22 protein-coding genes and 2 pseudogenes are annotated in these 24,338 nt (G+C 69.5%); 10 read left to right on the top strand and 14 right to left on the bottom strand.

Going from position 1 to position 24,338, the window contains the following annotated elements:
• Nucleotides 1-4 precede the first annotated feature (4 nt).
• The 4 genes from DFJ69_RS31260 to DFJ69_RS31245 all read right to left on the bottom strand — a co-directional run bounded on the left by DFJ69_RS31260 (nucleotide 5) and on the right by DFJ69_RS31245 (nucleotide 5,127).
• Complete coding sequence (locus tag DFJ69_RS31260) at nucleotides 5-1,339, bottom strand: LGFP repeat-containing protein (RefSeq protein WP_116025897.1); 1,335 nt, start codon at nucleotides 1,337-1,339, stop codon at nucleotides 5-7.
• Between the two features lie 376 nt (nucleotides 1,340-1,715).
• Complete coding sequence (locus DFJ69_RS31255) at nucleotides 1,716-2,705, bottom strand: HEAT repeat domain-containing protein (RefSeq protein WP_342769908.1); 990 nt, start codon at nucleotides 2,703-2,705, stop codon at nucleotides 1,716-1,718.
• 22 nt (nucleotides 2,706-2,727) lie between these two features.
• Nucleotides 2,728-3,390, bottom strand: a complete 663-nt coding sequence (locus tag DFJ69_RS31250; RefSeq protein ID WP_116025895.1) for a HEAT repeat domain-containing protein — start codon at nucleotides 3,388-3,390, stop codon at nucleotides 2,728-2,730.
• A gap of 129 nt (nucleotides 3,391-3,519) precedes the next feature.
• Nucleotides 3,520-5,127, bottom strand: a complete 1,608-nt coding sequence (locus DFJ69_RS31245; RefSeq protein ID WP_116025894.1) for a M4 family metallopeptidase — start codon at nucleotides 5,125-5,127, stop codon at nucleotides 3,520-3,522.
• 733 nt (nucleotides 5,128-5,860) lie between these two features.
• Here DFJ69_RS31245 and DFJ69_RS31235 point away from each other — a divergent pair.
• Complete coding sequence (locus DFJ69_RS31235) at nucleotides 5,861-6,925, top strand: LLM class flavin-dependent oxidoreductase (protein WP_116025892.1); 1,065 nt, start codon at nucleotides 5,861-5,863, stop codon at nucleotides 6,923-6,925.
• A 585-nt stretch (nucleotides 6,926-7,510) separates the two neighbouring features.
• Here DFJ69_RS31235 and DFJ69_RS31230 read toward each other — a convergent pair.
• The 4 genes from DFJ69_RS31230 to DFJ69_RS31215 form a co-directional block, all read right to left on the bottom strand.
• Nucleotides 7,511-8,092, bottom strand: coding sequence for a dihydrofolate reductase family protein (locus DFJ69_RS31230; protein WP_245974651.1), 582 nt, complete (start codon nucleotides 8,090-8,092; stop codon nucleotides 7,511-7,513).
• A gap of 288 nt (nucleotides 8,093-8,380) precedes the next feature.
• Nucleotides 8,381-8,929, bottom strand: a complete 549-nt coding sequence (locus DFJ69_RS31225) for an SRPBCC family protein (RefSeq protein WP_116025891.1) — start codon at nucleotides 8,927-8,929, stop codon at nucleotides 8,381-8,383.
• A 3-nt stretch (nucleotides 8,930-8,932) separates the two neighbouring features.
• Nucleotides 8,933-9,274: an ArsR/SmtB family transcription factor gene (locus DFJ69_RS31220; RefSeq protein WP_116027033.1), complete on the bottom strand. Its 342-nt coding sequence runs from the start codon at nucleotides 9,272-9,274 to the stop codon at nucleotides 8,933-8,935.
• A gap of 370 nt (nucleotides 9,275-9,644) precedes the next feature.
• On the bottom strand, nucleotides 9,645-10,856 hold the full coding sequence (locus tag DFJ69_RS31215; protein WP_116025890.1) for a tyrosine-type recombinase/integrase: 1,212 nt from the start codon (nucleotides 10,854-10,856) through the stop codon (nucleotides 9,645-9,647).
• A 272-nt stretch (nucleotides 10,857-11,128) separates the two neighbouring features.
• Here DFJ69_RS31215 and DFJ69_RS31210 point away from each other — a divergent pair, with 272 nt between their 5' ends.
• From DFJ69_RS31210 to DFJ69_RS31195, 4 genes are all read left to right on the top strand, one after another.
• Complete coding sequence (locus DFJ69_RS31210) at nucleotides 11,129-12,265, top strand: coiled-coil domain-containing protein (protein ID WP_147312530.1); 1,137 nt, start codon at nucleotides 11,129-11,131, stop codon at nucleotides 12,263-12,265.
• Nucleotides 12,266-12,665: 400 nt separating this feature from the next.
• Nucleotides 12,666-13,181 carry a DUF6463 family protein gene (locus DFJ69_RS31205; RefSeq protein ID WP_116025888.1) on the top strand — a complete coding sequence of 172 codons (516 nt, stop codon included), beginning with the start codon at nucleotides 12,666-12,668 and terminating at the stop codon, nucleotides 13,179-13,181.
• A 29-nt stretch (nucleotides 13,182-13,210) separates the two neighbouring features.
• Complete coding sequence (locus DFJ69_RS31200; RefSeq protein WP_116025887.1) at nucleotides 13,211-13,861, top strand: TetR/AcrR family transcriptional regulator; 651 nt, start codon at nucleotides 13,211-13,213, stop codon at nucleotides 13,859-13,861.
• 65 nt (nucleotides 13,862-13,926) lie between these two features.
• The gene (locus DFJ69_RS31195; RefSeq protein WP_116025886.1) at nucleotides 13,927-14,403 is read left to right on the top strand and encodes a DUF3995 domain-containing protein; all 477 of its coding nucleotides are present in this window, start codon (nucleotides 13,927-13,929) and stop codon (nucleotides 14,401-14,403) included.
• A 774-nt stretch (nucleotides 14,404-15,177) separates the two neighbouring features.
• On the opposite strand, the gene DFJ69_RS31185 is transcribed toward DFJ69_RS31195, so the two are convergent.
• Nucleotides 15,178-15,921, bottom strand: a complete 744-nt coding sequence (locus DFJ69_RS31185; protein ID WP_116025885.1) for an SDR family oxidoreductase — start codon at nucleotides 15,919-15,921, stop codon at nucleotides 15,178-15,180.
• Nucleotides 15,922-16,004: 83 nt separating this feature from the next.
• Between DFJ69_RS31185 and DFJ69_RS31180 the strand changes: the two genes are divergently transcribed.
• Entirely contained in the window at nucleotides 16,005-16,478 is a 474-nt protein-coding gene (locus DFJ69_RS31180) for an RrF2 family transcriptional regulator (protein ID WP_116025884.1), read from the top strand.
• Nucleotides 16,479-16,642: 164 nt separating this feature from the next.
• Here the strand turns inward: DFJ69_RS31180 and DFJ69_RS36585 are convergent.
• Together DFJ69_RS36585 and DFJ69_RS36300 are read right to left on the bottom strand one after the other, a co-directional pair.
• Nucleotides 16,643-18,052: pseudogene (locus DFJ69_RS36585) on the bottom strand (transposase); the annotation flags it as partial.
• A gap of 320 nt (nucleotides 18,053-18,372) precedes the next feature.
• Nucleotides 18,373-18,501 (bottom strand): hypothetical protein, encoded by a 129-nt coding sequence (locus DFJ69_RS36300; protein WP_281275933.1) that lies wholly within the window; start codon nucleotides 18,499-18,501, stop codon nucleotides 18,373-18,375.
• Between the two features lie 153 nt (nucleotides 18,502-18,654).
• On the opposite strand from DFJ69_RS36300, the gene DFJ69_RS31170 reads away from it, so the two are divergent.
• Nucleotides 18,655-18,849, top strand: a complete 195-nt coding sequence (locus tag DFJ69_RS31170) for a hypothetical protein (protein ID WP_116025883.1) — start codon at nucleotides 18,655-18,657, stop codon at nucleotides 18,847-18,849.
• Nucleotides 18,850-18,908: 59 nt separating this feature from the next.
• Here the strand turns inward: DFJ69_RS31170 and DFJ69_RS31165 are convergent, their stop codons facing one another.
• The 3 genes from DFJ69_RS31165 to DFJ69_RS31155 all read right to left on the bottom strand — a co-directional run bounded on the left by DFJ69_RS31165 (nucleotide 18,909) and on the right by DFJ69_RS31155 (nucleotide 21,528).
• On the bottom strand, nucleotides 18,909-19,328 hold the full coding sequence (locus tag DFJ69_RS31165; protein ID WP_116025882.1) for a ribosomal maturation YjgA family protein: 420 nt from the start codon (nucleotides 19,326-19,328) through the stop codon (nucleotides 18,909-18,911).
• A gap of 383 nt (nucleotides 19,329-19,711) precedes the next feature.
• Nucleotides 19,712-20,233 carry a hypothetical protein gene (locus DFJ69_RS31160; protein WP_116025881.1) on the bottom strand — a complete coding sequence of 174 codons (522 nt, stop codon included), beginning with the start codon at nucleotides 20,231-20,233 and terminating at the stop codon, nucleotides 19,712-19,714.
• Nucleotides 20,234-20,811: 578 nt separating this feature from the next.
• Nucleotides 20,812-21,528, bottom strand: a complete 717-nt coding sequence (locus tag DFJ69_RS31155) for a phosphotransferase (RefSeq protein ID WP_245974804.1) — start codon at nucleotides 21,526-21,528, stop codon at nucleotides 20,812-20,814.
• A gap of 216 nt (nucleotides 21,529-21,744) precedes the next feature.
• On the opposite strand from DFJ69_RS31155, the gene DFJ69_RS31150 reads away from it, so the two are divergent.
• The 3 genes and pseudogenes from DFJ69_RS31150 to DFJ69_RS35950 all read left to right on the top strand — a co-directional run.
• The gene (locus DFJ69_RS31150) at nucleotides 21,745-22,374 is read left to right on the top strand and encodes an aspartyl/asparaginyl beta-hydroxylase domain-containing protein (RefSeq protein ID WP_116025880.1); all 630 of its coding nucleotides are present in this window, start codon (nucleotides 21,745-21,747) and stop codon (nucleotides 22,372-22,374) included.
• Nucleotides 22,375-22,895: 521 nt separating this feature from the next.
• Entirely contained in the window at nucleotides 22,896-23,312 is a 417-nt protein-coding gene (locus DFJ69_RS31145) for a hypothetical protein (protein WP_211328876.1), read from the top strand.
• 838 nt (nucleotides 23,313-24,150) lie between these two features.
• A pseudogene (locus tag DFJ69_RS35950) lies at nucleotides 24,151-24,333 on the top strand (hypothetical protein); the annotation flags it as partial.
• Between the last annotated feature and the right edge of the window lie 5 nt (nucleotides 24,334-24,338).

Below are 24,338 nucleotides of genomic sequence, written 5' to 3'. Positions count from 1 at the left end.
GCCGTCAGGTGCAGTTCATCGAGGCATCGGTCCCTTCCCCGAACCTTTCACAGGTGTGCTGCGCGCCCTTCAGGTCCCCGATCTCGGTCTGCCCGACGCGGCCCAACCAGTGGACCTCGGGCGCGTCGGACGTCGCCTTCAGGGCCGGGTAGCGCAGGAACTCCCACGAGGGGAACTTGTCCTTGGTCGTCTTGACATCGAAGGTCGCGGTGTTCTGAATGATCGGGCCCCCCGGAACGTACTTGTGCGGGGTCAGCCAAATGGTCGCGTTGATGCGCCCGAAGTTGGACAGTTCCGGGTAGCCCGAGTCGGAGAACCCGTTGACCAGCGACACATCGATGCGGGCGCCTCCGTTGCCGTACGGCTCGACCCAGTACTCGTTCTGCTCGAGGTCGTTGCTGTCGGTGATCACCTTGGCGTGCGGTGTACGAACCAGCGGCTTGGCATCCCAGCAATGGACCCACTGGAAGCACGAGTGCTCGACATAGACGCCCACTCGCCCGGTGGCCGTGTCCCAGGCGATGGTGCCCTTGGCCCCGGCCTCCGGGTTGGTGCTGAACGAACGGTGCTCGCCGATCTGGTCGTAGAACGAGGTGGTGTTGGCGATGAAGCCGCGCACCAGAACGATCCCGCGATCGGGCCCCTTGGGCAGCAGGGTCGCGCTCTCCGCCCTGTCGCCGGGGTTGGCGCCTCCGTCGAGGTGCTTCGACTTCGCCTGCTGCCACTGCGGGTTCGTGGACTCGTTCGGCGCCCAGCCGATCGGCCCGTGCTCGAAATTCTGCCCGAACCCGTGCTCCGGGCTCGTGCTGGGGGCCTCATCGGTGACCGGATAGCCGTACGGGCCGTTCTCCCAGCCCGAGGCGGCCCATTTCTTCCCGATCTCGCCCCATACCGGGTGCGCTCCATTGGAACGACTCGGATGCCAGTAGATCGTGCCGCCCTCGTACTCTTGGCGTTTGCCGGCACCGTCCGGGTTGGTGAATTCGTCGCTCTTCGGGAACCCGAGTTTGCCGCCCTCCCAGCCGAGGCTCCCCCACTTCTGCCCGATCGTGCCCCACACCGGGTGAGCCCCCGTGTCGGCGGTCCAGTAGATCGATCCACCGTCGAAGGTCGTGAACTTGCCGCGCCCGTTCGGGGTGGTCTGCTCGCCGGACTGCGGGCACCCGAGCGGACTGCCGGGACCGCCGATCTCGTCGTACTTGGCCTGGATCGCACCCATGACCCAGTGCGGACGACCGCAGTACTGGCCATCGGCCTTCGCGGCCGTCGGCGAAGCGACCGTCGCGGTCACGGCTGCCGTGGCCAGGAGGGCGCACCGACGCAGCGCCTTGAGACCCATCAGGGACCACCTAACTCTCGGGATCCGGCCATTCAGAAAGAACGGCCTGGTCAAAGCTGAGACGAGCGTGCCCGCCCGGAGAGGACCCGACGTTCGCCTCGGGCCCAAGGGACGGACGGTGCGGGAAAGGAGCACCGGGTGATCAGGCTAGATCAAAAGAACAGTGTCGTCTCTATGAAATGCTCATGACCTAAATCACTGCACACCGTGGTTTAAGAGCGACGCGCCGGGGCCCGTTTCGGGTGGTCGAGAACGCGGTGGTCAGGATCTCATCGGTCCGACGATCAGCGGGTCCCCGTCCGCGACCGTCGCCTCCCGGAAGCCCGCGCCGATCACCCCGCGTGACCTCGGCGATCGCGGCCCCCAACGGCGTCCTCTATCGTGCGCTGCGCAGTTCGAGAATGTATGTCGCGGTGAGCGCGACGGCACGGTCCTCGTCATGTGACAGGTCTGCGAGGGCGCGTGACGCGGTGTTCCCCGGAATGTCGGCGAGCGCCTGTGTCAGCCGTCGACGTGCGGAAGACTCCGACGTGCCGGAGGCCAGGCGGCCTACGAGCCTGGCGGCGATCTGATCTCCCAGCGCGGGATCGGTCGCCAGCGCGCTCAGGGCATCGGCCGCATCGGTGTCGTTCGCCTCATCGACGATCATGTCGATGAGCGTCGGGACCGCGTCGGCTCCTCCACGTGCCCCGAGCGCCAGAGCCGCACGCCTGCGGACCACGATGTCGGGGTTGGCGAGGGCGTCCCGCAGCAGTGCGATCGCCTCATCGCCCGGGATCTCGGCGATGGACCGGACGGCGCGTTCCCGCACTTCGGCCAGTGGCGAGCCGAGGGCCTCCGCCAGCGGCGGCAACGCGACATCGCCCGATTGCGCCAAAGCCCACCGAAGGGCTCCGGCGACGTTCGGGTCCGTCTCGCTCAACACCGCCTCGACCAGTGCCTCCACCGGCACGGGAACCCTTTCGGCCGAGGTCAGGGCCGCGAGTTGGCGCCTGCCGGCGCTCTCCGACCCCAAGGCGTGCAGGAGCGCGACGGTCTGGAGCACGTCCTCCCATCCGGCGGGTTCGGCGGCATCGATCCGACGGAGTCGGGTGAGCAGTTCCGTCTCGGCCGCGATGCGTTCTCGGGTCCGGTGGATGATGTCGTCGACGAGCTCCGAGGGCCTGAAATCGGGATCGTCGAGCGCACGCCCGACCTCACGCAGCGACAGCCCCAAGGACCGCAGGCTCTCGATATGGAAGATCCGCCGGATGTCCTCGCCGGAGTACTCGCGATAGCCGGCACCGGTCCGACCCGTCGGCCGCACCAGGCCGAGCGAGTCGTAATGCCTGAGCATGCGGGCGCTGACCCCGGACCGTCGTGCCACCTCACCGATCAACACGTTCCCGTCACCCCTCCCGGCGGGTCCTGCCGAGGGCCATGATGCGCTTCGCCTCCTCGATCGCGAACTCGAACCCGGCGTCCGGATCGCGCCACAGCCGTTCCGTGGCGATCGCGTGCCGGCGCACGCCGGGGTCGGGATCCGTCATCGCGGCGTGCAGGGTCGGCGTGATCTGCTCACCGAGCGCGATCAGCGCCCGGCTGAGGCTCAGATGCGTCTCGCGTTCGCCGCGCCCGAGCTGTGTCGCCAACACCGCGGCCAACTCGGGTCCTTCCCCTTCGGGAACGAGCACGACCGCCGCTCGCCAGGCGCTCCGCGCCACCTCGTCGTCGGCATCGGTCAGCAGCGCCCGTGTGATCGCCGGCCACGCTCGGCGATCCCCGATCTTGGACAGCGTGTGCAACGCCTGGCTGCGTGCCTGCGCACGCTCGGAGCGGAGTTCATCGACGAGCCTCGGGATCGTCACGGACGACGAGTGGCGGGTGAGCGCCCACGTCAGCATGTCGCGCACGGAGAACTCGGGTTCGATCGCGCATCGTTCGATGAGCCTGTCGATGGACCGAGGGTCAGGGGTCGTGCCGATCGCCAGCGCCGCCCGCAGCCGCACCGACGCGTTGCTCGCCTCCAGCCCCTGGAGGGCTCGGATCGTGTCCGTCTCCTGCTTCGCCATGGTCTTCTGAACACCTCCTCGGCCACAGTGAAGACCTTGTCACCGTGTCAAGGTCAAGCTCCCCACCTCGGCGAACGAAGCCGGTGTACGGGCCAGGGCTCGTACACCGGCTGGTGTTCCGCCTCAGGGTCAGTTCACGTTCACCGCGGACCAGGCCGCGGCGACCGCCGCGGACTGCGCGCTGCCCGCGCCGAACAGGTCGTTCGCCGCGTTCAGTGTCGCGGTCCGGGCGCCGGCGTAGTTGGTGCTCGAGGTCATGTAGGCCGTCAGCGCCTTGTACCAGATCCGGGTGGCCGCATCGATGCCGATGCCGTTGAGGGACGAGCCGTTGGCGGTGGGGCTGTCGTACTCGACGCCGTGGAGGGTCTTCTTCCCGCTTCCCTCGGCCAGCAGGTAGAAGAAGTGGTTGGCCACGCCCGAGGAGTAGTGGACATCGAGCTTGCCGGTCTCGGCGGACCAGGAGTCGGCCGACTTGCCGTCCCGGCTGGGCCTGTCCATGTAACGCAGCGCGCTCCGACCCGCACCCGGCAGCATGATCTTCTCGCCCACCAGGTAGTCGGGCACGTCCGTGCCGTTCTTGGCGTAGAACTCCACGGCCGCGGCGAAGATGTCGGAGGTGGCCTCGTTGAGGCCGCCGGACTCGCCGCTGTAGACCAGCTTGGCGGTCTTGGACGTCACTCCGTGGCTCATCTCGTGCGCCGCCACGTCCAGGCTGGTCAGCGGGCCCATCTTGGTGCCGTCGCCGTCGCCGTACGTCATGCAGAAGCAGGAGTCGTCCCAGAAGGCGTTGGCGTACTTGTTGCCGTAGTGGGCCCGGTTGTAGGAGCCCTTGCCGTCGTTGCCGATGCCGTTGCGGCCGAAGGTGTTCTTGAAGAAGTCCCAGGTCATGTTGGTGCCGTACTGCGCGTCCACGGCGACCGTCGCCCGGTCCCCCGCCGTGCCGTCGCCCCAGGCGTTGTCGGCGTCGGTGAGCGCCGTCGACGGCGCCCGCCACAGGCAGAAGATCAGGAAGCAGAAGTCCGACTGGTTCTTGGAGTCGGCCGTGTGGGTGTTGCCCCGCGTCGGGTCGCTGAGCTGGAACGTGCCGCCCGATCTGGTGGTCTCCAGCGGCACGGTGCCGCCGTACAGGCCCCGGCCCTGCCCCGCGTCGGTGTGAACGGTCTCCTCGCGCATCAGCACCTTGCCGGTCTTGGCGTCCACCGACACGTACACCCGGCTCGGGGTGCCGTCGGGCTGCCGGCCCTCGGTCCGGAACCGCCATGCCAGCCGGGGTACGCGGTCGGCCGTGCGGGCCTCGTACACGAGCTGCCCGCCGCCGACCACGTCGCGCCGGCTGTCGTCGGCCGTCTCCTCCGCGTCGTCCGCGCGGACCTTCGGCGTGCCGGCGGCCGGGGCCTCGGCCAGGCCCAGGCTGGCACCCTTCCACCCGCCCGTACGGGTCTGGTGCACCACCAGATCACCGCCCAGCACCGGGAGCCTGCGGTACGTGCGCGTCATCCGGGTGTGCGTGGTGCCGTCCCGGTCGACGATCACGTCGGTCACCGCGAAGGAGGTGTCCGGGCCGGCCTTGAGCTCGTCGCCGCGCGGCGCGGCGGCGGCCAGCGCACGGGCGGCCACGGCCGGGGCGCTCGCCGAGGGGGTGGGAGGGGACGGTGGCCGGGGGTCCGCAAGGGCGGCCTGTGTGGTGGCGGCGACCGCGACCAGGGCGGTGGTTGCCGCGAGACCTGCACGCTTCATGAACGCCTCTCTCGAAGGAGCACCACGGCAGCAAGGAGGGGGGGGTGCCGTGGTGTTTGGCATTGTTTGTCTCACATGTGCGTGATGTTGCCTGTGAAGCGAAACACGAAGAAAGTTCGCGATATTCGCCATCGCCGCTAACCGGGTGTTCTGCCGAGGCGGGGGCGGTCGGCCTGCGGGCCCGGCCCATCGCGGCAACGGCCCCCGCCGCGCCCTCGGCCGGCAACCGTCCGCGTCACCGGCTCACCGGAACGATCTGCGGCGGCGGCGGCGGAGAGATGTGTCAGGTCTACCGGGAGGGGGGCCAGCCGCCGCGCTCGGTCTGGTCGTCAACACAGCGGAGCTGTGGAACTCGCGATCGCCGACCGCCTGCGCGACCAGGGCGGGACCTCCGGCGAAGGCATCGGCGTGACCGACCAGGACGTGGCCCGGCCGTCCCCCCTCGGACTCGCCCACCTCAACGGCCTGGGGCCGCTACGTCATCACCTCCTTCGGCCTCGGACTCTTTGCCCACCGGCCGGCGGCGAAGCCGACGAACGAGACGGCTGAAGCGGCCGGTCCCGCCGCCCGGCCCGTCCGCGAGTACGCCGAGGAGTCGTCCCTCCTCGTCGGCCTCCGTGGCCTGGACGTGTCGGCGTACGCCTGGAAGCGCAGAGCCGAGTACGGGTGAACGTGCCGAGCCGGTGAGCTGTCAAGCTGAGCACGTTGAGATCCTCGTCCCTTGGAGGTTTCGATGCGTGCAGGCGTCGTGGTCACCGCACAGCCGGGTGTGGAGGACCTCGCCGTGCAGGCCGAGGAGTTGGGCCTGCACAGTTTCTGGGTCAACGACACCCCGATGGTCCACGGCGATGCCTTCGTCGCCTTGAGCCTGTGTGCGAAGGCCACCAGCCGCATCAGGCTCGGCATCGGCGTGACCTCACCGGCGCTGCGTTCGGCGCCGGCCGCCGCGGGTGGACTCACCAGCCTCAACGCGCTGGCGCCGGGCCGGATCATCTGCGGGGTCGGGACTGGGAATACCGCCCGGCGCACGCTGGGCATGCGACCGACCACGGCAGGCGCGATGGAGACGTTCACCGCCGCGTTGCAGGGCCTGTGCGCCGGACGCACCATCGAGTACCGCGAAGGTGACCGGGTTCTCGACGTCCGTTTCCTGCACGCCGGGGGGCAGGTGAACACGGCCGACCCGATCGAGTTCGTCGTGGCCGCGCTGGGGCCGAAGGCCGCCGCCGTCGCCGGCCGCCGCGGCACGGGCCTGATCTCCTTCGGCCTGCTGGACCCCGCCGCCTGGCACGCGCTGCACGACGCCCGCCGTGACGCCGCCCGCGACCCCGATTCCCGCATGGACCCTCGGGCGGACTCCTATGTGGTCACCGCGCTGCACATCCTCGACGAGGATGAGGACCCCCACGGCGACGCGGCCCGGGACGCGACCGGCCACCTCGTCATGTCGCTGCTGGCCTACGCCGCCGACACCGCCGCCGACACGCCCTCGTTCGCCGATCAGCTCGGCCCCGCCGAACGCGAGGCGGTGCGGCGACTGCTGGACCGGCGCCGCACCGGCGCCACCGCACCCGACCGGCACACCAAGCTCTACCCCAACTACCTCGGACGCATCGCACCGCAGGACCGCGACCTGATCCTGCCCTCGCTGATGAACACCCTGGCCCTGGTCGGCACCCGCGACGACCTCCGCGCCCGCATCACCACCCTGCAACAAGCCGGGATCGACGAACTGCTCATCCAGCCGGTGATCGACCCACCCGCTGAAATGGCCCGGCTGGCGGAACTCCTTACCTGAGCGCGCCCGAATCCGTTCCTCCGAACGAGACAGAACGGCAGTGGGGTCTCGCTGATCAGCTCTGCTCGTCTCTTCGCACTTGGCACTGCACGCGAGGCCGTACGCCGACAATCCCGACCGGATCCACTTCGGCAATCCGACAAACACACCGACGCCCGCCGGCGGCACGCCTGGCCGCACTGCTCGCCGCCGGCGCCCCCGCCTATGGGGACCCCGCTACACCTCCAGCCGCCGGCTCTCACTGGACCGCGCGGGATTCACCCGGCTCCTGCATGAGGCCGCCGTCGGCGACACCCATCCGCATCGCCGACGCCGCCCGCCTGTTCCACTCGGTCCGCCCTGCGCCCGGTGCCGGCCCGCCGGGGCCTGCAACTACGGGCCCAATCCGGGACCCCTGTCGGGGAGCGGCCTGGCCAGCGACGACCCCGGCGCCAAGATGATGGTCTCGGTCCTGGCGGCCGTGCTGGAGTCCCAGCGCGACATGATCAGCGAGAACACCCACGAAGGCGTCGACCCAAGGGGCGGTCCACCGCCCTGGCCCTGGCCTGAGGAACGACCGGGCTGGCCGCGCAGCGCGGCGGCGGGTCAGGTGTTGCGGCGGTAGCGGATGTGGGTGCTCAGCGGGGAGTGAAGGACCTCGGCGGGCTCGAAGTCGAAGTCGACCCCGTCGAAGAGCCGCTCGCCCGAACCGAGCAGAACCGGCGCGATGTCGAGGGTGAGTTCGTCGATCACCCCGGCTGCCAGCGCCTGCCGGACGGTCGAGGCACCGCCGGCGATGTCCACGCCCTTGTCGCCTGCGGCCTGGCACGCCGCGGAGTATGCCGCGTCGAAGCCGTCGGTGACGAAGGAGAACGTCGTCCCCCCGTCCATCGGGATCGGATCATGAGGGTGGTGGGTCAGGACGAACACCGGCGCGTGATAGGGCGGTTCGGGGCCCCACCAGCCCGACCAGTCCTCATCCCAGTCCCCGCGGATCGGGCCGAACATGTTGCGGCCCATGACGTATGCGCCCCTGGGGCGCATCAGCCACTCGTTCGCGATCCTGTCAGCATCGTTGGCCCGCGGGTCGCCGATGTGCCAGCCGTGCAACTCCCGCCCCCGCTTTCCCAGGGGGGCCTCACGGCTCTGGTCGGGTCCGGCGACGAAGCCGTCCAGTGAGATCGACATATGGCAGGTGGTATTCGTCATCATGAACTCCATCCAGTGGTTGCGCCTGGGAAACCGGTCGTGCGGACGCTGGTCGGATGCGATCGCCGGTTTCGCCAGGTCATCGTTGGCGACCGGCCGAGATGCGACTCGGGCTCGAGGTCCAACGGGTCGACTCCGTACCGCCTACCCGCCGGCCGGGAACACCCTTGGTTCGGAGTAGACCGGCCGCCGATCGATGTGTCGCGGGACTCACCTGCCGGCCGGCTCTGCCACGTCGACCCAACACCCACGAGGCCGAGATCGTTCTCACCGCCGACCATTGTTCCGATGTTCCTCAACCCCGAACCCCCTTCCCGGCGCTCCCTTCCGAACGGTCTCGGTAACGTAGGCGGCCAGGTTGCTCAGGGTCTGCCGGCCGCCCTCGATCGCGTGGTACTTCTCGACCGCCTCGTCGCGCAATTCCTTGGTGGGGAACACCGTGCGCATCTCGATCCGGGTCGCCGCGCCGTCGGGCGCGAACGTCAGGACCGACTCGAAGGCGTTCGGGTCGCCGCGGGACTCACCGTGCAGCAGCGCGATCCGCTCCGGCGGGGCGATCTCCCGCCATGTGATCCACTCCTGGTGGTCCGTCCCGTCCGGTCCGTGCATCACGAAGTCCCACTCCCCGCCGACGCGGAACTCGAACGCCCGCGTGGTGGTGGTGAACCCCTCCGGTCCCCACCACCGCGACAGGTGCCGGACTTCGGTGAACGCCTCGAACACCAACTCTCGTGGGGCGTCGATGACCCGGGAGATCACCACCTCGCGGTCGGCCGTCGCGGACTGCGCGGGCGCTCCTCGTCCCCTCTCGCTCATCGGCTACTCCCCCTGCCTTGCCTGCTTCAGGTCCTGCACGTACGCGTCCAGCCGGTCGAAGCTCTCGTTCCAGAACCGCTCGAACCCGCCGGTCCACTCATGGACCGGTCGCAGCCCGCGGGCGTCAAGGCCGTACAGGCGTTGCTTGCCCGCCTTGCGGTCCCGCACCAGCCCCACCTCCCGGAGCACCCGCAGGTGCTTGGACGCCCCCGGCTGGGTCATCCCCAACTCCCGGGCCACCTCGGTCACCGGCTGCTCACCCGACCGCAGCAGCACCAGGATCGCCCGGCGCTGCGGCTCGGCGATCGCGTTGAAGACGTCCGACGTCGTCGCTGCTCGTGCCATGGTCGCCATCATATGCCCATATCGGCATGCGACAGGCCGGAGGAATCATGCGGGGCTCGTCAGATGACGATCGCCACCGACCCGGCCGCCCGCAAAGCCCACCCGGTGTACGCCACCCGCGTCGCGGCATCCGAGATGCCAAATGGGCCCGTCACGTTTCTTACCGGCACCCATGTGGGTTCCGGAGCCGTCCGGCCGTGGGGGCGTCAGCGCCGGGCTACGCGTGACCGGTCAGCCGATGAAGCCGGATCCGCGTCGCGGCCGTGGGCGACGTGCATCTGGGTGAGTCGCCGTGCTCGTGGCACCGCACCAGTTCGGCATCCGCGGCCGTGCGTGCTCGGTCTCGAGCCGGGCGGCGGTGATTTCGAGGTCAGTCGTCGGTCGGTCGATCCCCGGGGAGTCGCTGCTCGGGGTTGCGGTGTTTGGCGAGGATGCGGGTGAGGTCGGTGACGGGTGACGCGGCGAGTTTGTGGTTGGTGTCGTCGTAGCGGCGGGTGGTGCGGGGGTCGGCGTGTCCGGCGAGGTCCTGGACCTTGGCGAGCGGTACGTCGTTGCCGAGCAGCGTGGTGATCACGGTTCGGCGTCCGCTGTGCGGTGTGAGCCTGGCCGCGGCGGGCAGGCCCGCGCGGTGGGCGTGCCTGCGCAGGATGTTGGTGACGTCGCGTTGAGTGAGGCGTTTGTCGCCGGGCTTGCCGGGGTCATGGGGATGCGGGGTCGTCACCACCAGCGGCCCCGCCGGGCGGACTCCGTCCGGGTGCCGCCGGCTCCGCGCCTCGAGGTAAAGGTCGAGGACCCGGGTGAGCTCGCCGTCCAGGCGAACGTAGCCGCGCCCCGCCGGGCCCCTTCCCTTGAGGCCGTGCCGCAGGATGCGGTAACCGGCCTCGGTGGTGAGGTCGGCGATGTCGGCTCCGGTGATCGCGGAGACGCGCAGTGCGGTGTAGAAGAGCAGCGCGATCACCGCCGCGTCGCGCCAGGCCGCCTCGGTGTCCTCCCGGTGGGCGCGGGACTCGGCGGCGTCGAGCAGCGCGGCGGTCTCCTGAACGCCGAGCGTGGGCGCCCTGCGGGAGGCGGCCTCGATCTCGGCCGAGGTGGGGCGCTTGACCAGCAGCGTCGGGTTGCGTTCGGCGGCGTCGTTCGACTGTAGGTAGCGGTACCAGGACGACACGGCGGCGAGTCTCCGGGCCTTGGTCGCGGCCCCGGCCGGGCGGCTGCCGCCGCCGCGGACGGCGGCGGTCATCGTCACCGTCCAGTCGTCGACGTCGGCGCGTCGGGCGGTGAGCGGGTCCAGACCGGCGTGTGCGCAGTGGGCCAGCCAGCCCGCCAGGTCCTGGTAGTAGGCGCGGCGGGTCGCGTCACTGTTCTGGCCGCGCAGCCAGGCCGCGGTCAGCGTCCGCAGCCCGTAGCGGCCGCCGTCCTCGTCGATGGGCAGAGCCGGCAGCATCGCCACGGCCTCGACGAACGGGTCCGACCGCTCGGGCCGGGTGGATGCGGCGACCGGTGAGGGAACGTGATGGGCCGCGGCCGGCGGACGGGTGCGTTCGGTGAGATGCCCGTACGAGCCGGGGTTCTCAGAGTCGCTCAAAGCGGGCCTTCCTGTCGGAGGTCTGTGGTCGCGCCGTCCTCATCGGCTGCGGAGGGCGGATGATCGCCGGCCTCGGCGATGCCGTCCGTTCGATGGAACCCGCCGACTCGGCCTTGCACCGGACCGCCTCCCTCCATCGCCTCGCCTTCACCGTACGGGGTCCAGGATAAGGGTCATTATCACGGAGCCTCTGGCAAGTCTTATTTTCGCGTTTCGCGTGACGCTTTAGGCATTTCACGTATGTAGAAGCGAAATTACGCTAGCCTTGGGTCGTGATCGACGAGCCGACCTCGACCGCAGAGGCTGAAGAGTCCCCACCCGCCGCGCCGAACGGTCAGGGAGGGCGGGCCGGGGTGTGCGCCCTGGCCGGTTGTGATCTGCCGGTGCCGTCCGGGAGGCGTGGCCGTCCCGCCAAGTACTGCGGCAAGGCGCACGCGGATCAGGCCAGCAGAGATCGGCGCGCCGCCGACGTCGCCGAGGTGGAGGAGCCGTTGCGGCAGGCCGAGGCCCTGGCACAGACGGTCCCCGCCGCGATCACCACGCTCCAGGAGAGGCTGGGGCAACTCCAGGAGCTGCTCTCTAAAGCACAGAACGGTGCGCTGAATCGGGTCAACCGCGCCGACGCCGAAGCCCGCGCCGCACGCCAGGACTCCGCCGACGCCGAAGCCCGCGCCGACGCCGCGGACGCCGCTCGCATCGCGGCCGAGCAGGCGGCGGTGGCGGCCCGACGCGCCCAGCGGGCCGCCGAGGACGACGCCGCCGCAGCACGAGCCGCCGCCGAACAGACCCGCGCCGACGCCGCCGAGGCGATCGAGGCCCACCGACAGGCCCGCGAAACCGCCGAGCGGGCCCAAGCGACCGCCGAAGCCGCCCGAGACGCCAAGACCACCGAACTGCGTCGGGCGGAACGCGCCCACGAGGACGAACGGACCCGCCTCCACGCCGCCGCCCGAACGCAGGCCGAGCTGACCGAGTCGCTCCGCAGTGACCTCACCCGTGCATGGGACGCGCTGGCCGGCGCGCGCGAAGCACTCGCCACGGCCAACGGCGAGATTCGCGCCCAGCGGACCCGCGCAGAGGCCGCCGAACGCGCCGCACGAACGGCACAGGAAGCCGAACGCGCCGCCGCCACCCGCGTCGAAGAACTCACCGAACAGATGACGGCCCTGCAGGCCGACAACAAGAAGACCGCCCGCGACCTCGCCGCCGAACACGCCGCCCTCGGCGCCGCCCAGGCCGTCCAGGCCAAACTCGAGGCCGACCTGGCCGCCGTCCGAATCGAGGCCTCCACCCAACGCGAACGCGCCGCACGAGCCGAGGCGGACCTGGCCGCCGCGTTCGCCGCCTCGGGCTTCCCTGACGACCGACCACCATCGCCGCCTCGGGATCAAGAGCAGTCCGCCACATGATCAGGCGGCGGGCCCCCGCCAGTGCGATTCCAAGGCGTACGCGCAGAACAACCAGATCGGACAGTCCTGCGCCTAACTCGCCCGCATCGCCGAAACCTCCCGGCCGCAACCGCTCCCGGCGCCCGGTCGCTGTCGCCGCCGAGGCCCGCCGGGCGCCGTCGCCGTGAGACCGCATTGACCCGATCGTCAAACTCGACGGCCGCCTGCGGTCGGCCCCGACCGTAAGCGGGTCCACGCCTTCACCGAGGCCGCCGACACGTTTCTGCGAACCGCACATGGCCACCGACATCACGCACAGCTACTTGCAGCCCGTGGCAAGCAACCCGAGCCCGAGGCTGTCCTCAGTGCCGCTCATCACACCGAATTGACTTACATACGTGCATGTACGTATGTTCCTGCCATGGAGAACAACGTCGCTGATGGGAAGAGTGTTCGCCTGAGCAAAGCCGCCGGCTGGATTGCCGTCGGCATGGGTGTCGTGCACGTCGTCGTCGCGGGGTGGGAGCGCCGTGACCTGTGGTCGCAAGTCGTCGAGGACGGGGTGTGGAACACCTTCACCCTCGACAAGTCCGTCACACTCAGCCAGTTCGAGCGCGCGGAGGGGTTCTGGACGACCTTCGGTAGTTTCGGCGTTCCGGTTCTGGTGTTCGGTTGCTACGTCGTGTGGTCGACGCGCCGGCATCAACGCGTGCCAGGGTGGCTGGGGTGGATCTTCCTTGCCTGGGGAGTGCCCCTCGTCATCCTGTGCCCGGCCTCGCCGGGCTGGGCGTTCCCCATCATCGGCGGACTCCTGATCGCCGGGGACAAGAGCCAAAGCCTCGCCGGCCAACGGCCGAGCGCAATGGCTGCGACAGGAACGACCGCAGGCGACCTGCCAAGGAATCCGCCGAGCACCCGGCCGCCGCGAAGGAAGTGACGTACAGGCATGCACGCAGGTGAGAAGCGATGACGGAAGTAAAGCCCAGGCGCAAGCAGGCCGACCGGCGCGCGCGGACCAGAAGCGCACTACTGGAAGCCGCGGCTCGGCAACTGTCCACCCGCGGGTACGCCAACCTGGCGCTAGAGCGCGTGGCGAGCGAGGCGGGATACACCCGCGGCGCCGTATACCACCTGTTCGCCAACAAGGAAGAGCTGGCACTGGCGGTCGTGGCGTGGGTCGAGGAGACCTGGGAGGCCGAGGTGGGCCACCTCGGCACCGACGAGGCCGACCCCGTCAACGCGCTGATGACGATGGCCCGCGGGCACGCCGTCTTCTGCCGCCGGGACGTGGCACGGGTCCTGTTGACCTTGAGGGTCGAGTTCACCGGACAGGATCATCCGGTGGGCCAGGCGATCGCCGAGATCATCGACCGGCTCGACGCGAACTGCGCCGACCTGATCGCCGCCGGCAGGGCGAGCGGCGCGATCCCTCCCGGGCCGCCGGCCCGGCAGACCGCAGCGGCATACACCGCCATCGTCGAGGCGGTCGGGATCGAACTGGCCGGGCAGGCCCCCTACGACATCGAGCTCATCGACCGGGCAGTGCGAGGGGTACTCGGCCTGGCACCCGCCCCGGCCGGCGTCGCCGGATCCTCGACGCCACCGGCACACCCCTGAGGCGTAGGCCGCTGACGGACGGGTCACCCGCCGCGGACCACACCTTTGATGGAAGGAAAGCGATCATGCCCCTCGCCAAGCTCGCAGGAGGCGCGGCCATGCTCGGCCTCGGTGCCGCCGCGGCCATGCACACCGTCTGGATCTTTTCCCCATGGCCGTTCGAAGACCTCGCCGAGTTCACCCGCACGATCGCGGGCGTGCCCGAGGCAGAGGCCCCCAGTGCCGCGGCCACCGGCTCGGTGGCCGTGGCCCTCGGAACGGCGGCCTACCTGGTCGCCGCCCAGGCGAACCTGGCACCGCGCCTGCTGCCTACCCGGCTCGAACGCCTGGGCACCGCGACCGTCGCGGGCGTACTCCTGCTCCGCGGCTGCGCAGGCCTGGCCTCCTCCGGATTCGCCGACGAATCCACCACCTTTACGCGCTGGGACCTGGCCCTGTACTCCCCGCTCTGCCTGACCCTCGGCGCACTGGCCGCCTACGTCGCCAAGACCGAAGAGACGACCAGAGCCGGCCAGAAGGACGCCCGCGCGGCCGACGGATGACCATCGGTGCGGCACCCATACGGTCGCCGGCGATCCGGGTTGCGACGGTGGCGTGAGCCAACCCGAGCAGGCCCACCATGATCGTCCAGTGGGCACTGAACCACGTTGATCAAGCGAGGTTGTCGACCAGTTCGATTTCGATGGCCAGGACGCCAGTGCCTGCTTCTCGGGGCCGTAGACGCGGCGGACGTCGGCCGGTTGCCGCTCGCGGGGGCTGGTCGGATTGACCTCGGCAGGGCCCTCGGCGTCGAGCATCTCCTCGAAAGAGGCGTAGCGGTGTCCTCCTCCCGCGCCGCCCGCGCGGGGGTACCACTGAGCTGCGCGGGCGTCGTTCTTCCTCACGGTGCCGTTGTGCCGGACCGGAAACCTGCCGGTGACCGGCGGCCATGTAGGCCTCGGGCTCGGGTTGCTTGCCACGAGCTGCAAGTAGCTGTGCGTGGTGTCGGTGGCCATGTGCGGTTCGCAGAAATGACCCGTTGTGCGAGGTCGACGCGATACCCGCCGCGGACGTGTTCCCACGGGTCGCCGTTCGCCGAAGTCCTGTCACAACCGCGACCTTCTGCGAGGCGGTGCTGCGCCGGGTGCCCGGGACCAGCGCGAACGATCTGGTCGGGGGCTGGTGACACGGACCCGAGCGCCGGGGCGACCCGGTGCTCACGCCTTGGCGTTACCACCGGTCGGTAGAGTCCCAAGGCACCATCCAGACGGCCCGCTGGTGAGGCCGCTCCCACCAACTGCCACCTGCGGCATCGCCGCAGGCGTGGGCCGGCGGCTCTATCGCTGTTCGGCAAGCCACTGGTCGAAGGTGGTTGGCGTGATGCGGGCGCCTGGGGCAGGCAGCAGCACGTTGCCGGCCATCGCCGGACCGAACATCGTCGACCACGTCGGCACGAGCTTCACCGTGCGGCCGCGCGCCTGGTTGGTGCGCCGGGCCATGTCCACCAGGTCCTGCGGTTCGGGTCCGGCGACGTCGGCGTAACGGCCCTGCGGCCGACCCGTCGCGATCTCGGCGAGGACGTCGGCCACGTCCGCGGGCGCGACCGGCTGCACCAGTAGCGGCGCGATCGTGGCGACGCCGTCCTGCTCGGTCCAGGTGGTCACCATCGCGGCGAAGTCGTGGAACTGCGTGGCCGGGACGATCGTCCATGGCACCGGGCCGGCGGCCACCAGGCGCTCCTGCTCTCGTTTGCCGGCGTAGTGCGCGTTGCCTTCGACGCGGTCGACCCCTGCGATCGACAGCAGCACATGGTGGCCGACACCGGCCCGCTCCTCGGCGGCGAGCAGGTTCCGCGTGACAGTGCTGAAGTAGGCCACCGTCTCGGCGGGGTCGGTCGCGGTGCTGTTGGTGACGTCGACGACCGCTTCGACGTCGGCCAACGCGGCGCTGAGCCCTTCGCCGGTCATCAGGTTCACGCCGAGCGAGCGGCTGATGCGCACCACCCGGTGTCCGCCCCGTTCCAGGGCGGCGACGGTGAGGGTTCCGATGTTCCCGGTCGCGCCGGCAACGGCAATCCGCATGATGATCTCTCCTGTTCTGGTAACCGGCACGAAACCTATCATGGACTAAATGGATCCGTAATATCTGCGGTAGGCTCGGGGCTGTGAAGCTGCCTGTGAGCACCGAATGGGCTCTGCACTGCGCCACCACGCTGGCTCAGTTGGATCCGGGGGCCAGCGCGTCGACGACACAGTTGGCGCAGTACTACGACCTGCCGGCGCCCTATCTCGCCAAGCAACTGAAGGCACTCGTCAAGGCCGGTCTGCTCGCCGCGACCACGGGCCCGCGCGGAGGGTTCCGGCTCGCACGACCCGCCTCTGAGATCACGCTCCTGCAGATCGTCCAGGCCATCGACGGCACGTCCTCACCGTATGAGTGCCGCGAGATCCGCCGGCAAGGCCGGGGAGCACTGCCTCCCGACGAGTGCCGGCACACCTGTGTCCTTGCTGCGAAAATGGCCGAAGCCCACCAGGCATGGCGAGACAGCCTCTCCGGAGTCACCCTTGCCGACATCCTCACCACACTGCCCCCGTCGGCACCGGCCCGCACCCGATCACGCCTGACGGAGATGGCGTAGCCCAATGGCACGGCTCATGCGAGTTCACCTGGGTCAACAGCTCCCGATGACGAACGGGCCTTCTCCGGCAGAGCGGCGGTCGGCACCAGACCGAGGTGCCCCTGGACGGCCCACTCACGTGCCTCGTCCGCGACGGAGATCAAGGGATCCGAGACAGTCGGCTCCTAAGCCTCGGCATGCCGTTCGGCCCCGGTCTCGGCCCGCTCCGTCGGGAAGGTCGGGGATCTGCCCGAGGTTCCGTAGCCCTGGATGGGAGCGGAGGCGGTGATGGCGCAGCGGCCCAGGAAGTTGACGTGAGCGTGGCCGAGTGGACTGAGTCGGGCGACGTCCTCATTTTTGACCTGGACGCGCTGGGCGCGGAGCCGGTCGACGGCGGCTGACAGGTAGCGGGTGTTCCACAGCGCGACCGCGTTGGCGACCAGGCCGAGCACGGCCGGCTGGTCCGCCTAGCCCTCGCGAAAGGGTCGGCGGATCTGCCCGCCTCCGCCGTGAGAGACCTTCCGGGCGAGCCGGTGCCGGGACTCCTGTAACGGTGAGCTGCTTGTTCAGGCGCCGATGGTAGGTGTCGTCGATCGGGTCAAGGATGCCGAGCAGGTGCAGCGTCTGGTCGATGCGGCCGTACTCGGCGAACGCCTGCCCGAGCGGGGTCGGGTTGCCGCCTCGGGAGAACATGCGCAACAGGTCGTAGGCGCGGACCTGGTTGGTCACCGGCGACCCGGCGACCCGCACCATGTCCGACCACTGCGTGTGAATCTCCTTCCGGTTGATCTCGTTGCGGGCGATCGCTTCCAGCGGCCCGCAGCCGTTCGGGGTGTCGCTTCCGGGGACGTCGGCTCGCCAGAACCGCTGGTCGCCCAGGTCGGCGAAGCGAGGCGCGAACCGGTAGCCGAGCATGGAGAAGATCCCGAACACCATGTCCGAGTCCGACGCTTGGTCTGTGGTGACGACCTCTGGCTTGGGGCCGGCGTCGATGTTGATCAGACAGTCGAGGATGTAGAGCGAATTGCGCGGGGTGCCGGGACGACCATCTGCCCGATGCCCATCACCTGGTCATTCACCGCGTTGAGCAGGGTGGGGCCCCGCCTGTACCCGAAGTACTTCGGCGAGGGCCCGGCGTTGATCGTCTGGACAGGGACGACAAACCGCAGCCCGTGGACCGAGGCCGGCAGCCCGCCGCCCCATGAGGCGACGATCGGGATGGACCGCTGGACTTCGATCAGGACCGCGTTGGCCGCCACGTGGGTGTCGGCCCGCACATAGCTCTTGGTCGAGGTGCGACAGCCGCCCGCGAGTGAGAGCCTCGTCCCCGTCCTTGATCACCGGGACCAGCCCGACGTTGCAGGCCTCGGCCACCAGCAGCGCCACCAGCGAACGCGGCAGGTCGTGCATCCGGGTGGAGAGTCGGCCAGATGCACATAGGCGTCCAGGAACCCCGTCCAGGAGTGCACTTCCAGGAGCAGCTCGGGAAGGTCGATCCGTGGCGGCATCGCCTGGCAGGCGCTGCGCAGCCAGACCAGGGACGGGCTCTCGCCGAGCGCACAGAGTTTGTCCACCGACAGCCGGGCCCTCCCGTCGGCCGGTGTCACCACCTGGACGCGGGCGTCCTCGCCAGCCTCCTTCAGCCGAGCGGCCATCTGCTTCCACGCCGCGTCCCGCGCCAGCAGCTTGCCGTCCAGATGCGCCTCGACCGGATCGATCAGCGACAAAGACGCCAGCACGTCCTCGCTGATCGCTTCCACGCGGGTCCGTCCAACAGGTGGGCGCGCGGGTCGGCCCACCGCAGCGACGGCGTCGCGAACACATCGCGCACCGCCGGCGCCCGGTGCAGCGCCCCCAGCACGCACACCACGTAGGCGTCACGGTCCACCGCGCCCTGCGGAAGATCGGGATTGGCCTACACCGCCCGCTTCCACGCCGGCGTCACCAGCGAACCGTCGATCTCCTTCGGCAACAGTGGCTGGCGCGACACCTGGCGTCGCGCCAGTCCCGGCAGCCGCCGCACCTCCGCCCGACACAACGGCATCACCTCCTACAACGAGGCCGAGGCGATCGGCCGGCGCTGGGCCGACCGCAACCAATACGCCGGCCCGCGAGACAGGCGCCTTGCCGTTCTGGCCCCCACGGGAAACCGAGCCCGGCCGTCCGGGCCGCGGCCGTCCACCCGGAGATCATCGCGATGAACTACCTGCTGAGCAGCCCACACTGGCGCACGGTGATCCGCAAGGCGCACCCTGAACGACTCGGGCGGCTCTACCACGAAGTCAGCCGCTGCATCGGACAGCACTACGAGCCGACCGGAATCAGCGACGCCTTCATCCTCTGGATCCGAGCGCAGCCTCGCGGCGATACCGCCCCGATGCCCCTCCGCTGAGCACCCAACGCCGACGGGTGCAACTCGAACTCAGTGATCGGTCCACGGCTGTTTCAAGATCATGATGTGAGGGCGGGTGTCGGGTCTGTTCGGGAACGTGTGCGGGCCCGCAGGAACCAGTGCGCGGCGACCAATGGGATGACGCCGACGGGGTACCAGGCGACATCAATGAGGTCGAACCGGGCGCCTAGCATCTGGCGCGCGAGCCAACTGCGTTGGGAGAGTGCCGCGGGTATGGGGGTGAGCTGTGCGAACTCGATGAACCAGCAGTATGCGATCGCGGCGCCGCCGGCGAGCAGTGGGGAGATCGGCGGCCATATGAGGATCACTATCGTGTAGACGATGGCAGCGGACAAGGCGGCGCCTGAGTACTGTTCGATGGGCCCGTCCATCGTGGCGCGGATTGTGAAGGCCGCGCCTGCGAAGCCGGTTGCCGATACCACCATCAGAAGCCGAGTCCAGCGCACTGCGAGCGACATCGCGCAATCATAGAGTGGCAGCGCAGCTCACGGGGTGCAGCTCGAACGCAGTCACCGCGTTGGAGCTGCACCCAACACCGGCTGCTGCGCTTCCCCTGCCGTCTCCTGCCCACCGATCATTCGCTGATCTGCCTCATGATCAACGGGACTTTCCCCAGGCGGTCGGTCCCACCTATCTGAGGCGGCCAGGTCAGAAGCTCGGCGCTGCCTCAGATTCAACGGGACGCAACACCGAAGGAGGCCGCACCCGCCGGATGCTCCTCGCTTTCGCCGCGGCGGCCGGGCGTGCCGGCGGACATCTGCAAAGGGCTCTGCACTCACTCCATGGAAGGCGGCCACGGAGCGTGACCTGGAAGGGTCTCCTTCTGAGTTGGCGCTTTGGCTCAGGTTTCGATGAGCGATTCGTAGGGTTCATTCTCCGGCGTGAAGATCAGGGTGTAGTCCGCGCCCGCCCGAGTGGCGACCTCGCGCAGGCGAGCCAGGGCGTCGGCTTCGGCCGGAAGGGTGAGTCCCAGTGCTGTGGCTGTTCGGTCCCGAAGCGTTGTCAGGTCGGGTATGTCTTGCAGGTACTCGCCGGCCAGTTCGCTGCTCTCCTGCGCGGTGAACTCGCGGCAATCGCGCCACCAGGGAGCGACCAGGAGCAGCCGCAGCAACTCCGGCAGACCGATCGCGACCAGAGCCGCACGGCCTTCGGAGTCCGCGTAGAGAATGGGACGCTCCTCACCGCCCGAGCCGCAGAAGAAGTACGTTCCCCCGCCACCACCAGCGAAGCCCTCGAGCGCCGCGCCCGACGCCAGGTGCACGTCCTCGACGTGATCCCTCCGGTCGAGATCGAAGTCGCCCGGCCAGGCCAGGAAGTCGGCGGCCTCGCCGTGCTCGACGATGGCGGTGATCAGCGAATGCACGGGCCGCACTCCAACGGCCGCCTAGGAGCAACTCGCCCAAGGGTTGGACCTCCGTTGTGGAGGATCATGGCTCGGAGTAGGTCGAGGGGGAGCAAGTCCTGCAACCGGGCGGGCTCTGGCCCGGTCGGCAGCAGATCATCGGCGGCGGGCGACACGTCGTGGACGTCCTGACCTTGGTGGGCGCGGTCGTCCGCGTTCTCGGCCGGCGGCTGGGCCACCGGCTCGACCTGTTCGTCCTCGACCGGAACGGAACGGGTTCTCGCAGGTCGGCGTGGTGGGCGCGGATCGTCTTGTCGACGACCACGCACAGATTCTCAAACCGGTGCCGGCGATCGGCGCACTGGTGGGCATCGGGAGCTCCGAGGCGGGTGCCTTCGGCATGCCCGCCCGCGCGGTCACGGCACACGGTCTCCACCCATGGATGGGCGGCCGGTCGGCCAAAGCCTTGGCCCCCGGTCGTCCGACGTCCACGGGTCGGTGAGTGTCCAGGTCGACCAAGATGGTGGCGTAACTCTGCGCCTGGCGAACTCATCCACCGCCCTCAATCAAGATCGAGAACAAGTTCAACGGAGCATGCGTCAAACGCCTCTCAGAACACGATCAAGTGCCGCCCGGCCTGCAGGTCCCCAGTGAGGCTTGCCGCCGGGAAGGCCCCGATCTCCGTTCTGCCCCATGAGCATCAGGAAGAGGCTCTTCACAGCGGCCAGCCCGCGGGCGCGCCGGATAGCCGCCTCGTCTGCGTGCGCGTACGTGTCGAAGAACCGTGAGGCCGTGCCCGCGGGAAGCAGCACCCATGCGGCGGCGAGGTCCCACGCTGGATCGCCGGCGAACATGTCACCGAAGTCGACGATGCCCGAGAGTGTTCCGTCCGAGACGATGACGTTCGCGGGATGCAGGTCGCCGTGCACCCACACCGGTGGGCCTTCCCACGCCGGGGCTGTGACGGCGTCGTCCCAGACGGCCCGGAGGTCGGCGGCGATGTCGTCGGGGGCGACGGCCTGGAAGAAGCTTTCGAAGCCGTCGGTGCAGTTCCTGGGATGGGCACCACGGTCCGTGGCGATCGGCGCCTCGGTGGGCGCCTCGGTGGGCGCCTCCACATGGAGTGCCCGCAGGAAATCCGCCAGAGTGTCGGCCATATGGGCGCCGCGGCTGATGGAGCCGTGGTCAAGCGGCTCGCCGGGAACCCACGTCATCACGGTCCAGTGCTTGGGGAAGCGCTTGGACGGTTCGCCGAACCGCACCGGGGTCGGCACCGGGAGCGGCAGGAGCGGGGCCCTGGAGGTCGCCCCCATCATCACGCAGCTACGGCGGTCCTTCCCGGGGGTGACGATCTTCTACGGCCGTCGGACCCGGGAGTACACCGCGCTGGTCCCGGCCGGCAGGCGGCGGCTCCAAGCCGTGACCGTCCCCGGTTCAGATCGGCGGCCGCTCCATGACCACCTCAACGGAGCGGGCCGGCCGCCGCCCACCCCGTAACCCCGCATCCCCGTGCGGCTGCAGAAGGGAGCGCCATGTCCACCACGACGGGTGACCTGGTCGACCAGGTCACGTGCGCCGACGCCATCGACCCCACCCTGCTGGAACGTGTTCGCCACGAGGTGCTGACCGTGCCCCACGACTGGGTGAGCGGCTACAGCCGCTGCCAGTCCGGCGGCTGGGGCACCCTGTCCCTGCTCAACGACACCGGCGACGCCATCGGCGACGCCACCCCCGTGCCCACCGACCTGCTGGAAAGAATGCCGACTACCCGGGCGCTGCTCGGCGAACTGGGATTGGGCTACATGTGGGCACGGCTGGCCCTGCTCGGGCCCGCCTCGTACCTGTGGGAGCACCGCGACTACCAAGAGCGGGAGCTCACCGACGTCGAACGGCATCGTGTGCACGTCCCCATCGTCGCCACCAGCTCGGCGTTCCTGGTGGTGGGCGGCAGCGCGGTCCACCTGGAGGCCGGGTACGTCTGGCGGCTGACCCCCACGTTCGTGCACGGGGCGTGCAACGCCTACGGTCCCGCGCGCATCCACCTGATCCTGGACTGCTACGCCGACACCGCCCTGGAGAGACTGCGCGGCGGCGAGCGCCTGCCCGACCGATGCGTAAGCCGACTTCCCGCCGCCGACCGCGACGTCACCGTGGTCGACTGAGCTCATGCCTGCGAGGGTGCGCCGTGGCTGGACCTGGCGGACCTGGTGCCGCACCTGGTGATGGCCGGGCACACCCCCGCCTCAGCCGAACGGCGCCTCTCCGGGACGCTCGCCGGGATACGGCCTCCGAGGACGCGCTGACCGCTACGCCGCCGTCTACGCCGGGTACTGGGCGCGGATGAGCCGCTGGCAGGCACCGGAGGGAGTGCCTCATCTGCGGCCTTACCAGCGTCACGCCGGCCGGGCGGCCCTGGCCTGGCTCCGCCACCGTCTCGAAGACGGCTCAGGATTTCGGCGGCGGCTGTCGGGCTGCGAGGCCGATGGCCTGCCCCTGGCAGTGACAAAATGGTCCACACCTTTACAATGTAGATCTTCACGTCGTCCCGGAGCTCGACCTGCTCGGCGGTCACGCATCGCACATCGCCCTGGCCCCAGGGGGTGCCTCTATGTTCTTCGTCAAGCGTGTGGGCGGCTTCGGTCCGGGGTTGGATCTTGTTCGTGGGGCATGAGACGGTCGGGTCGTGCCGGAGATGATGAGTGGGTTGGAGGCGGCCTTGGCTGAGGCGCTGTCTCCTTCGTGGGAGCAACGTGCTCGGGCCGGGCGTGACCTTGCCTCCTTCGCTGATGTTCCTGAGGCTGCGCGAGTGCTGGTGGGGTTGCTGCTGGATGTCGAGGACACGGCGGTGATTCGACAGACGGCACAGGCCTTGGCCCGGGTGGGGACGGTGGCCGCTATAAGGCTCATCGCTCTCGCAGTTACCGGGGCCGGCGACAACCAAGCCGACTGGCTGCAGACCGGGGTATTTGACGCGCTCGTGGGACCGGATGGTGTGCGGGACGTCGCAGCAGCCTGCGGGAAGCTCGCCCGGGACCCGGAAGAAGCCGTCCGTCGGGGTGCCGCAGATATCTCGGCCTGGACAGGCGACACAAGGTGTTGATCTGGATCGACTGCCTGTGGGCATGACTCATGCAGCCGTCGCCTGGGGGAGGCGAGGTTCACAGAAGGCGCCGTCGCGGACATGGCGAACAGCACACTGATGCGGTGGCGGCCACAGGTGTCGTACACGCGCATCCACGTTATGCAGACCTGCCGCCCGCAAACGACCGAGCTTTGGGCCCGGCCAGGCAGTGGCCGGGCCTCTCATCAGCGTCTCCGACGGCACCCACGGGCCCGGTGACACCACCCCCCAGGTCATCGCTTCGACAGGGGGGAACAGTCATGCCGGGCCCGAAGGCCGGCGGCCCTCTTGCAGGACCACGAAGAACATAACGGGGGGCCGGAGTGGGAGTGATTCCACTGGAATCACCTCGCAGTGTTCTTGCCCTCTTCCGCAGCAGCGATCGCAGCTCACGCGAGTGCGCCGGCCCCTTGCCGATCCACCCGCCTGGAGACACGCCTAAGCGGCCCCTAGAAGATCCCTCTCTTGATCATCAGGTCCGTGGCGGTCTCGTAGTCCCTCGTTACCTTCTCGTCCGGAGCAGTAGAGCGGAAGTGCACATTGGGCGTCGTACGCCTCCCCCACCTTGACGCTGCGGGCCACGAGCGGCAGCACGCGATCGCCGTACATCTCGATGGCCAGCTCGGCCGCGTCGATGTAGGCGTGGCCGTGGGATTTGGCGTCCTGCTCCCGAACATGTCCCGAGGTGCCAGGTAGCGGCGTGAGAGGTCACGATTGCGGTTCGTGGTCGTTACGGGTGGGTGAATGGGGCTGGTTGGGTGTGGTTTCCGCTTGATCGTGTTCGTGTCGGAGACGGTCGGGTGGAGGGCGGGTGGGGATGCGTCGGGAGTGGGAGCCGGAGGCGCTGGTCGCGGCGTGGACGCTGTTGGACGGCGACTGGGAGTTGGTGGGGAACAAGTCGGGGGCGACGCGTCTGGGTTTCGGTCTGCTGTTGAAGTTCTTCGAGGAGGAGGGCCGGTTCCCCCGGCACGGGGGGGAGGTGCCGAAGGCCGCGGTCGACTACGT

This window comes from Thermomonospora umbrina (genome assembly GCF_003386555.1).
Lineage (GTDB): Bacteria > Actinomycetota > Actinomycetes > Streptosporangiales > Streptosporangiaceae > Thermomonospora > Thermomonospora umbrina.
The sequence above is the reverse complement of the archived record's forward strand: the minus strand, read 5'-3'. Positions and strand labels throughout refer to the sequence as shown.

Bases quoted from the DNA above. Each gene is read 5' to 3' on its own strand.
- DFJ69_RS31150 (WP_116025880.1), top strand. From the start codon at position 21,745: ATGTCCACCACGACGGGTGACCTGGTCGACCAGGTCACGTGCGCCGAC.
- DFJ69_RS31170 (WP_116025883.1), top strand. From the start codon at position 18,655: ATGAACTACCTGCTGAGCAGCCCACACTGGCGCACGGTGATCCGCAAG.
- DFJ69_RS31165 (WP_116025882.1), bottom strand. From the start codon at position 19,328: ATGTCGCTCGCAGTGCGCTGGACTCGGCTTCTGATGGTGGTATCGGCA.
- DFJ69_RS31205 (WP_116025888.1), top strand. From the start codon at position 12,666: ATGGAGAACAACGTCGCTGATGGGAAGAGTGTTCGCCTGAGCAAAGCC.
- DFJ69_RS31250 (WP_116025895.1), bottom strand. From the start codon at position 3,390: ATGGCGAAGCAGGAGACGGACACGATCCGAGCCCTCCAGGGGCTGGAG.
- DFJ69_RS31230 (WP_245974651.1), bottom strand. From the start codon at position 8,092: ATGTCGATCTCACTGGACGGCTTCGTCGCCGGACCCGACCAGAGCCGT.
- DFJ69_RS31185 (WP_116025885.1), bottom strand. From the start codon at position 15,921: ATGCGGATTGCCGTTGCCGGCGCGACCGGGAACATCGGAACCCTCACC.
- DFJ69_RS31260 (WP_116025897.1), bottom strand. From the start codon at position 1,339: ATGGGTCTCAAGGCGCTGCGTCGGTGCGCCCTCCTGGCCACGGCAGCC.
- DFJ69_RS31235 (WP_116025892.1), top strand. From the start codon at position 5,861: ATGCGTGCAGGCGTCGTGGTCACCGCACAGCCGGGTGTGGAGGACCTC.
- DFJ69_RS36300 (WP_281275933.1), bottom strand. From the start codon at position 18,501: ATGCCGTTGTGTCGGGCGGAGGTGCGGCGGCTGCCGGGACTGGCGCGA.
- DFJ69_RS31195 (WP_116025886.1), top strand. From the start codon at position 13,927: ATGCCCCTCGCCAAGCTCGCAGGAGGCGCGGCCATGCTCGGCCTCGGT.
- DFJ69_RS31155 (WP_245974804.1), bottom strand. From the start codon at position 21,528: ATGATGGGGGCGACCTCCAGGGCCCCGCTCCTGCCGCTCCCGGTGCCG.
- DFJ69_RS31225 (WP_116025891.1), bottom strand. From the start codon at position 8,929: ATGAGCGAGAGGGGACGAGGAGCGCCCGCGCAGTCCGCGACGGCCGAC.
- DFJ69_RS31200 (WP_116025887.1), top strand. From the start codon at position 13,211: ATGACGGAAGTAAAGCCCAGGCGCAAGCAGGCCGACCGGCGCGCGCGG.
- DFJ69_RS31245 (WP_116025894.1), bottom strand. From the start codon at position 5,127: ATGAAGCGTGCAGGTCTCGCGGCAACCACCGCCCTGGTCGCGGTCGCC.
- DFJ69_RS31220 (WP_116027033.1), bottom strand. From the start codon at position 9,274: ATGGCACGAGCAGCGACGACGTCGGACGTCTTCAACGCGATCGCCGAG.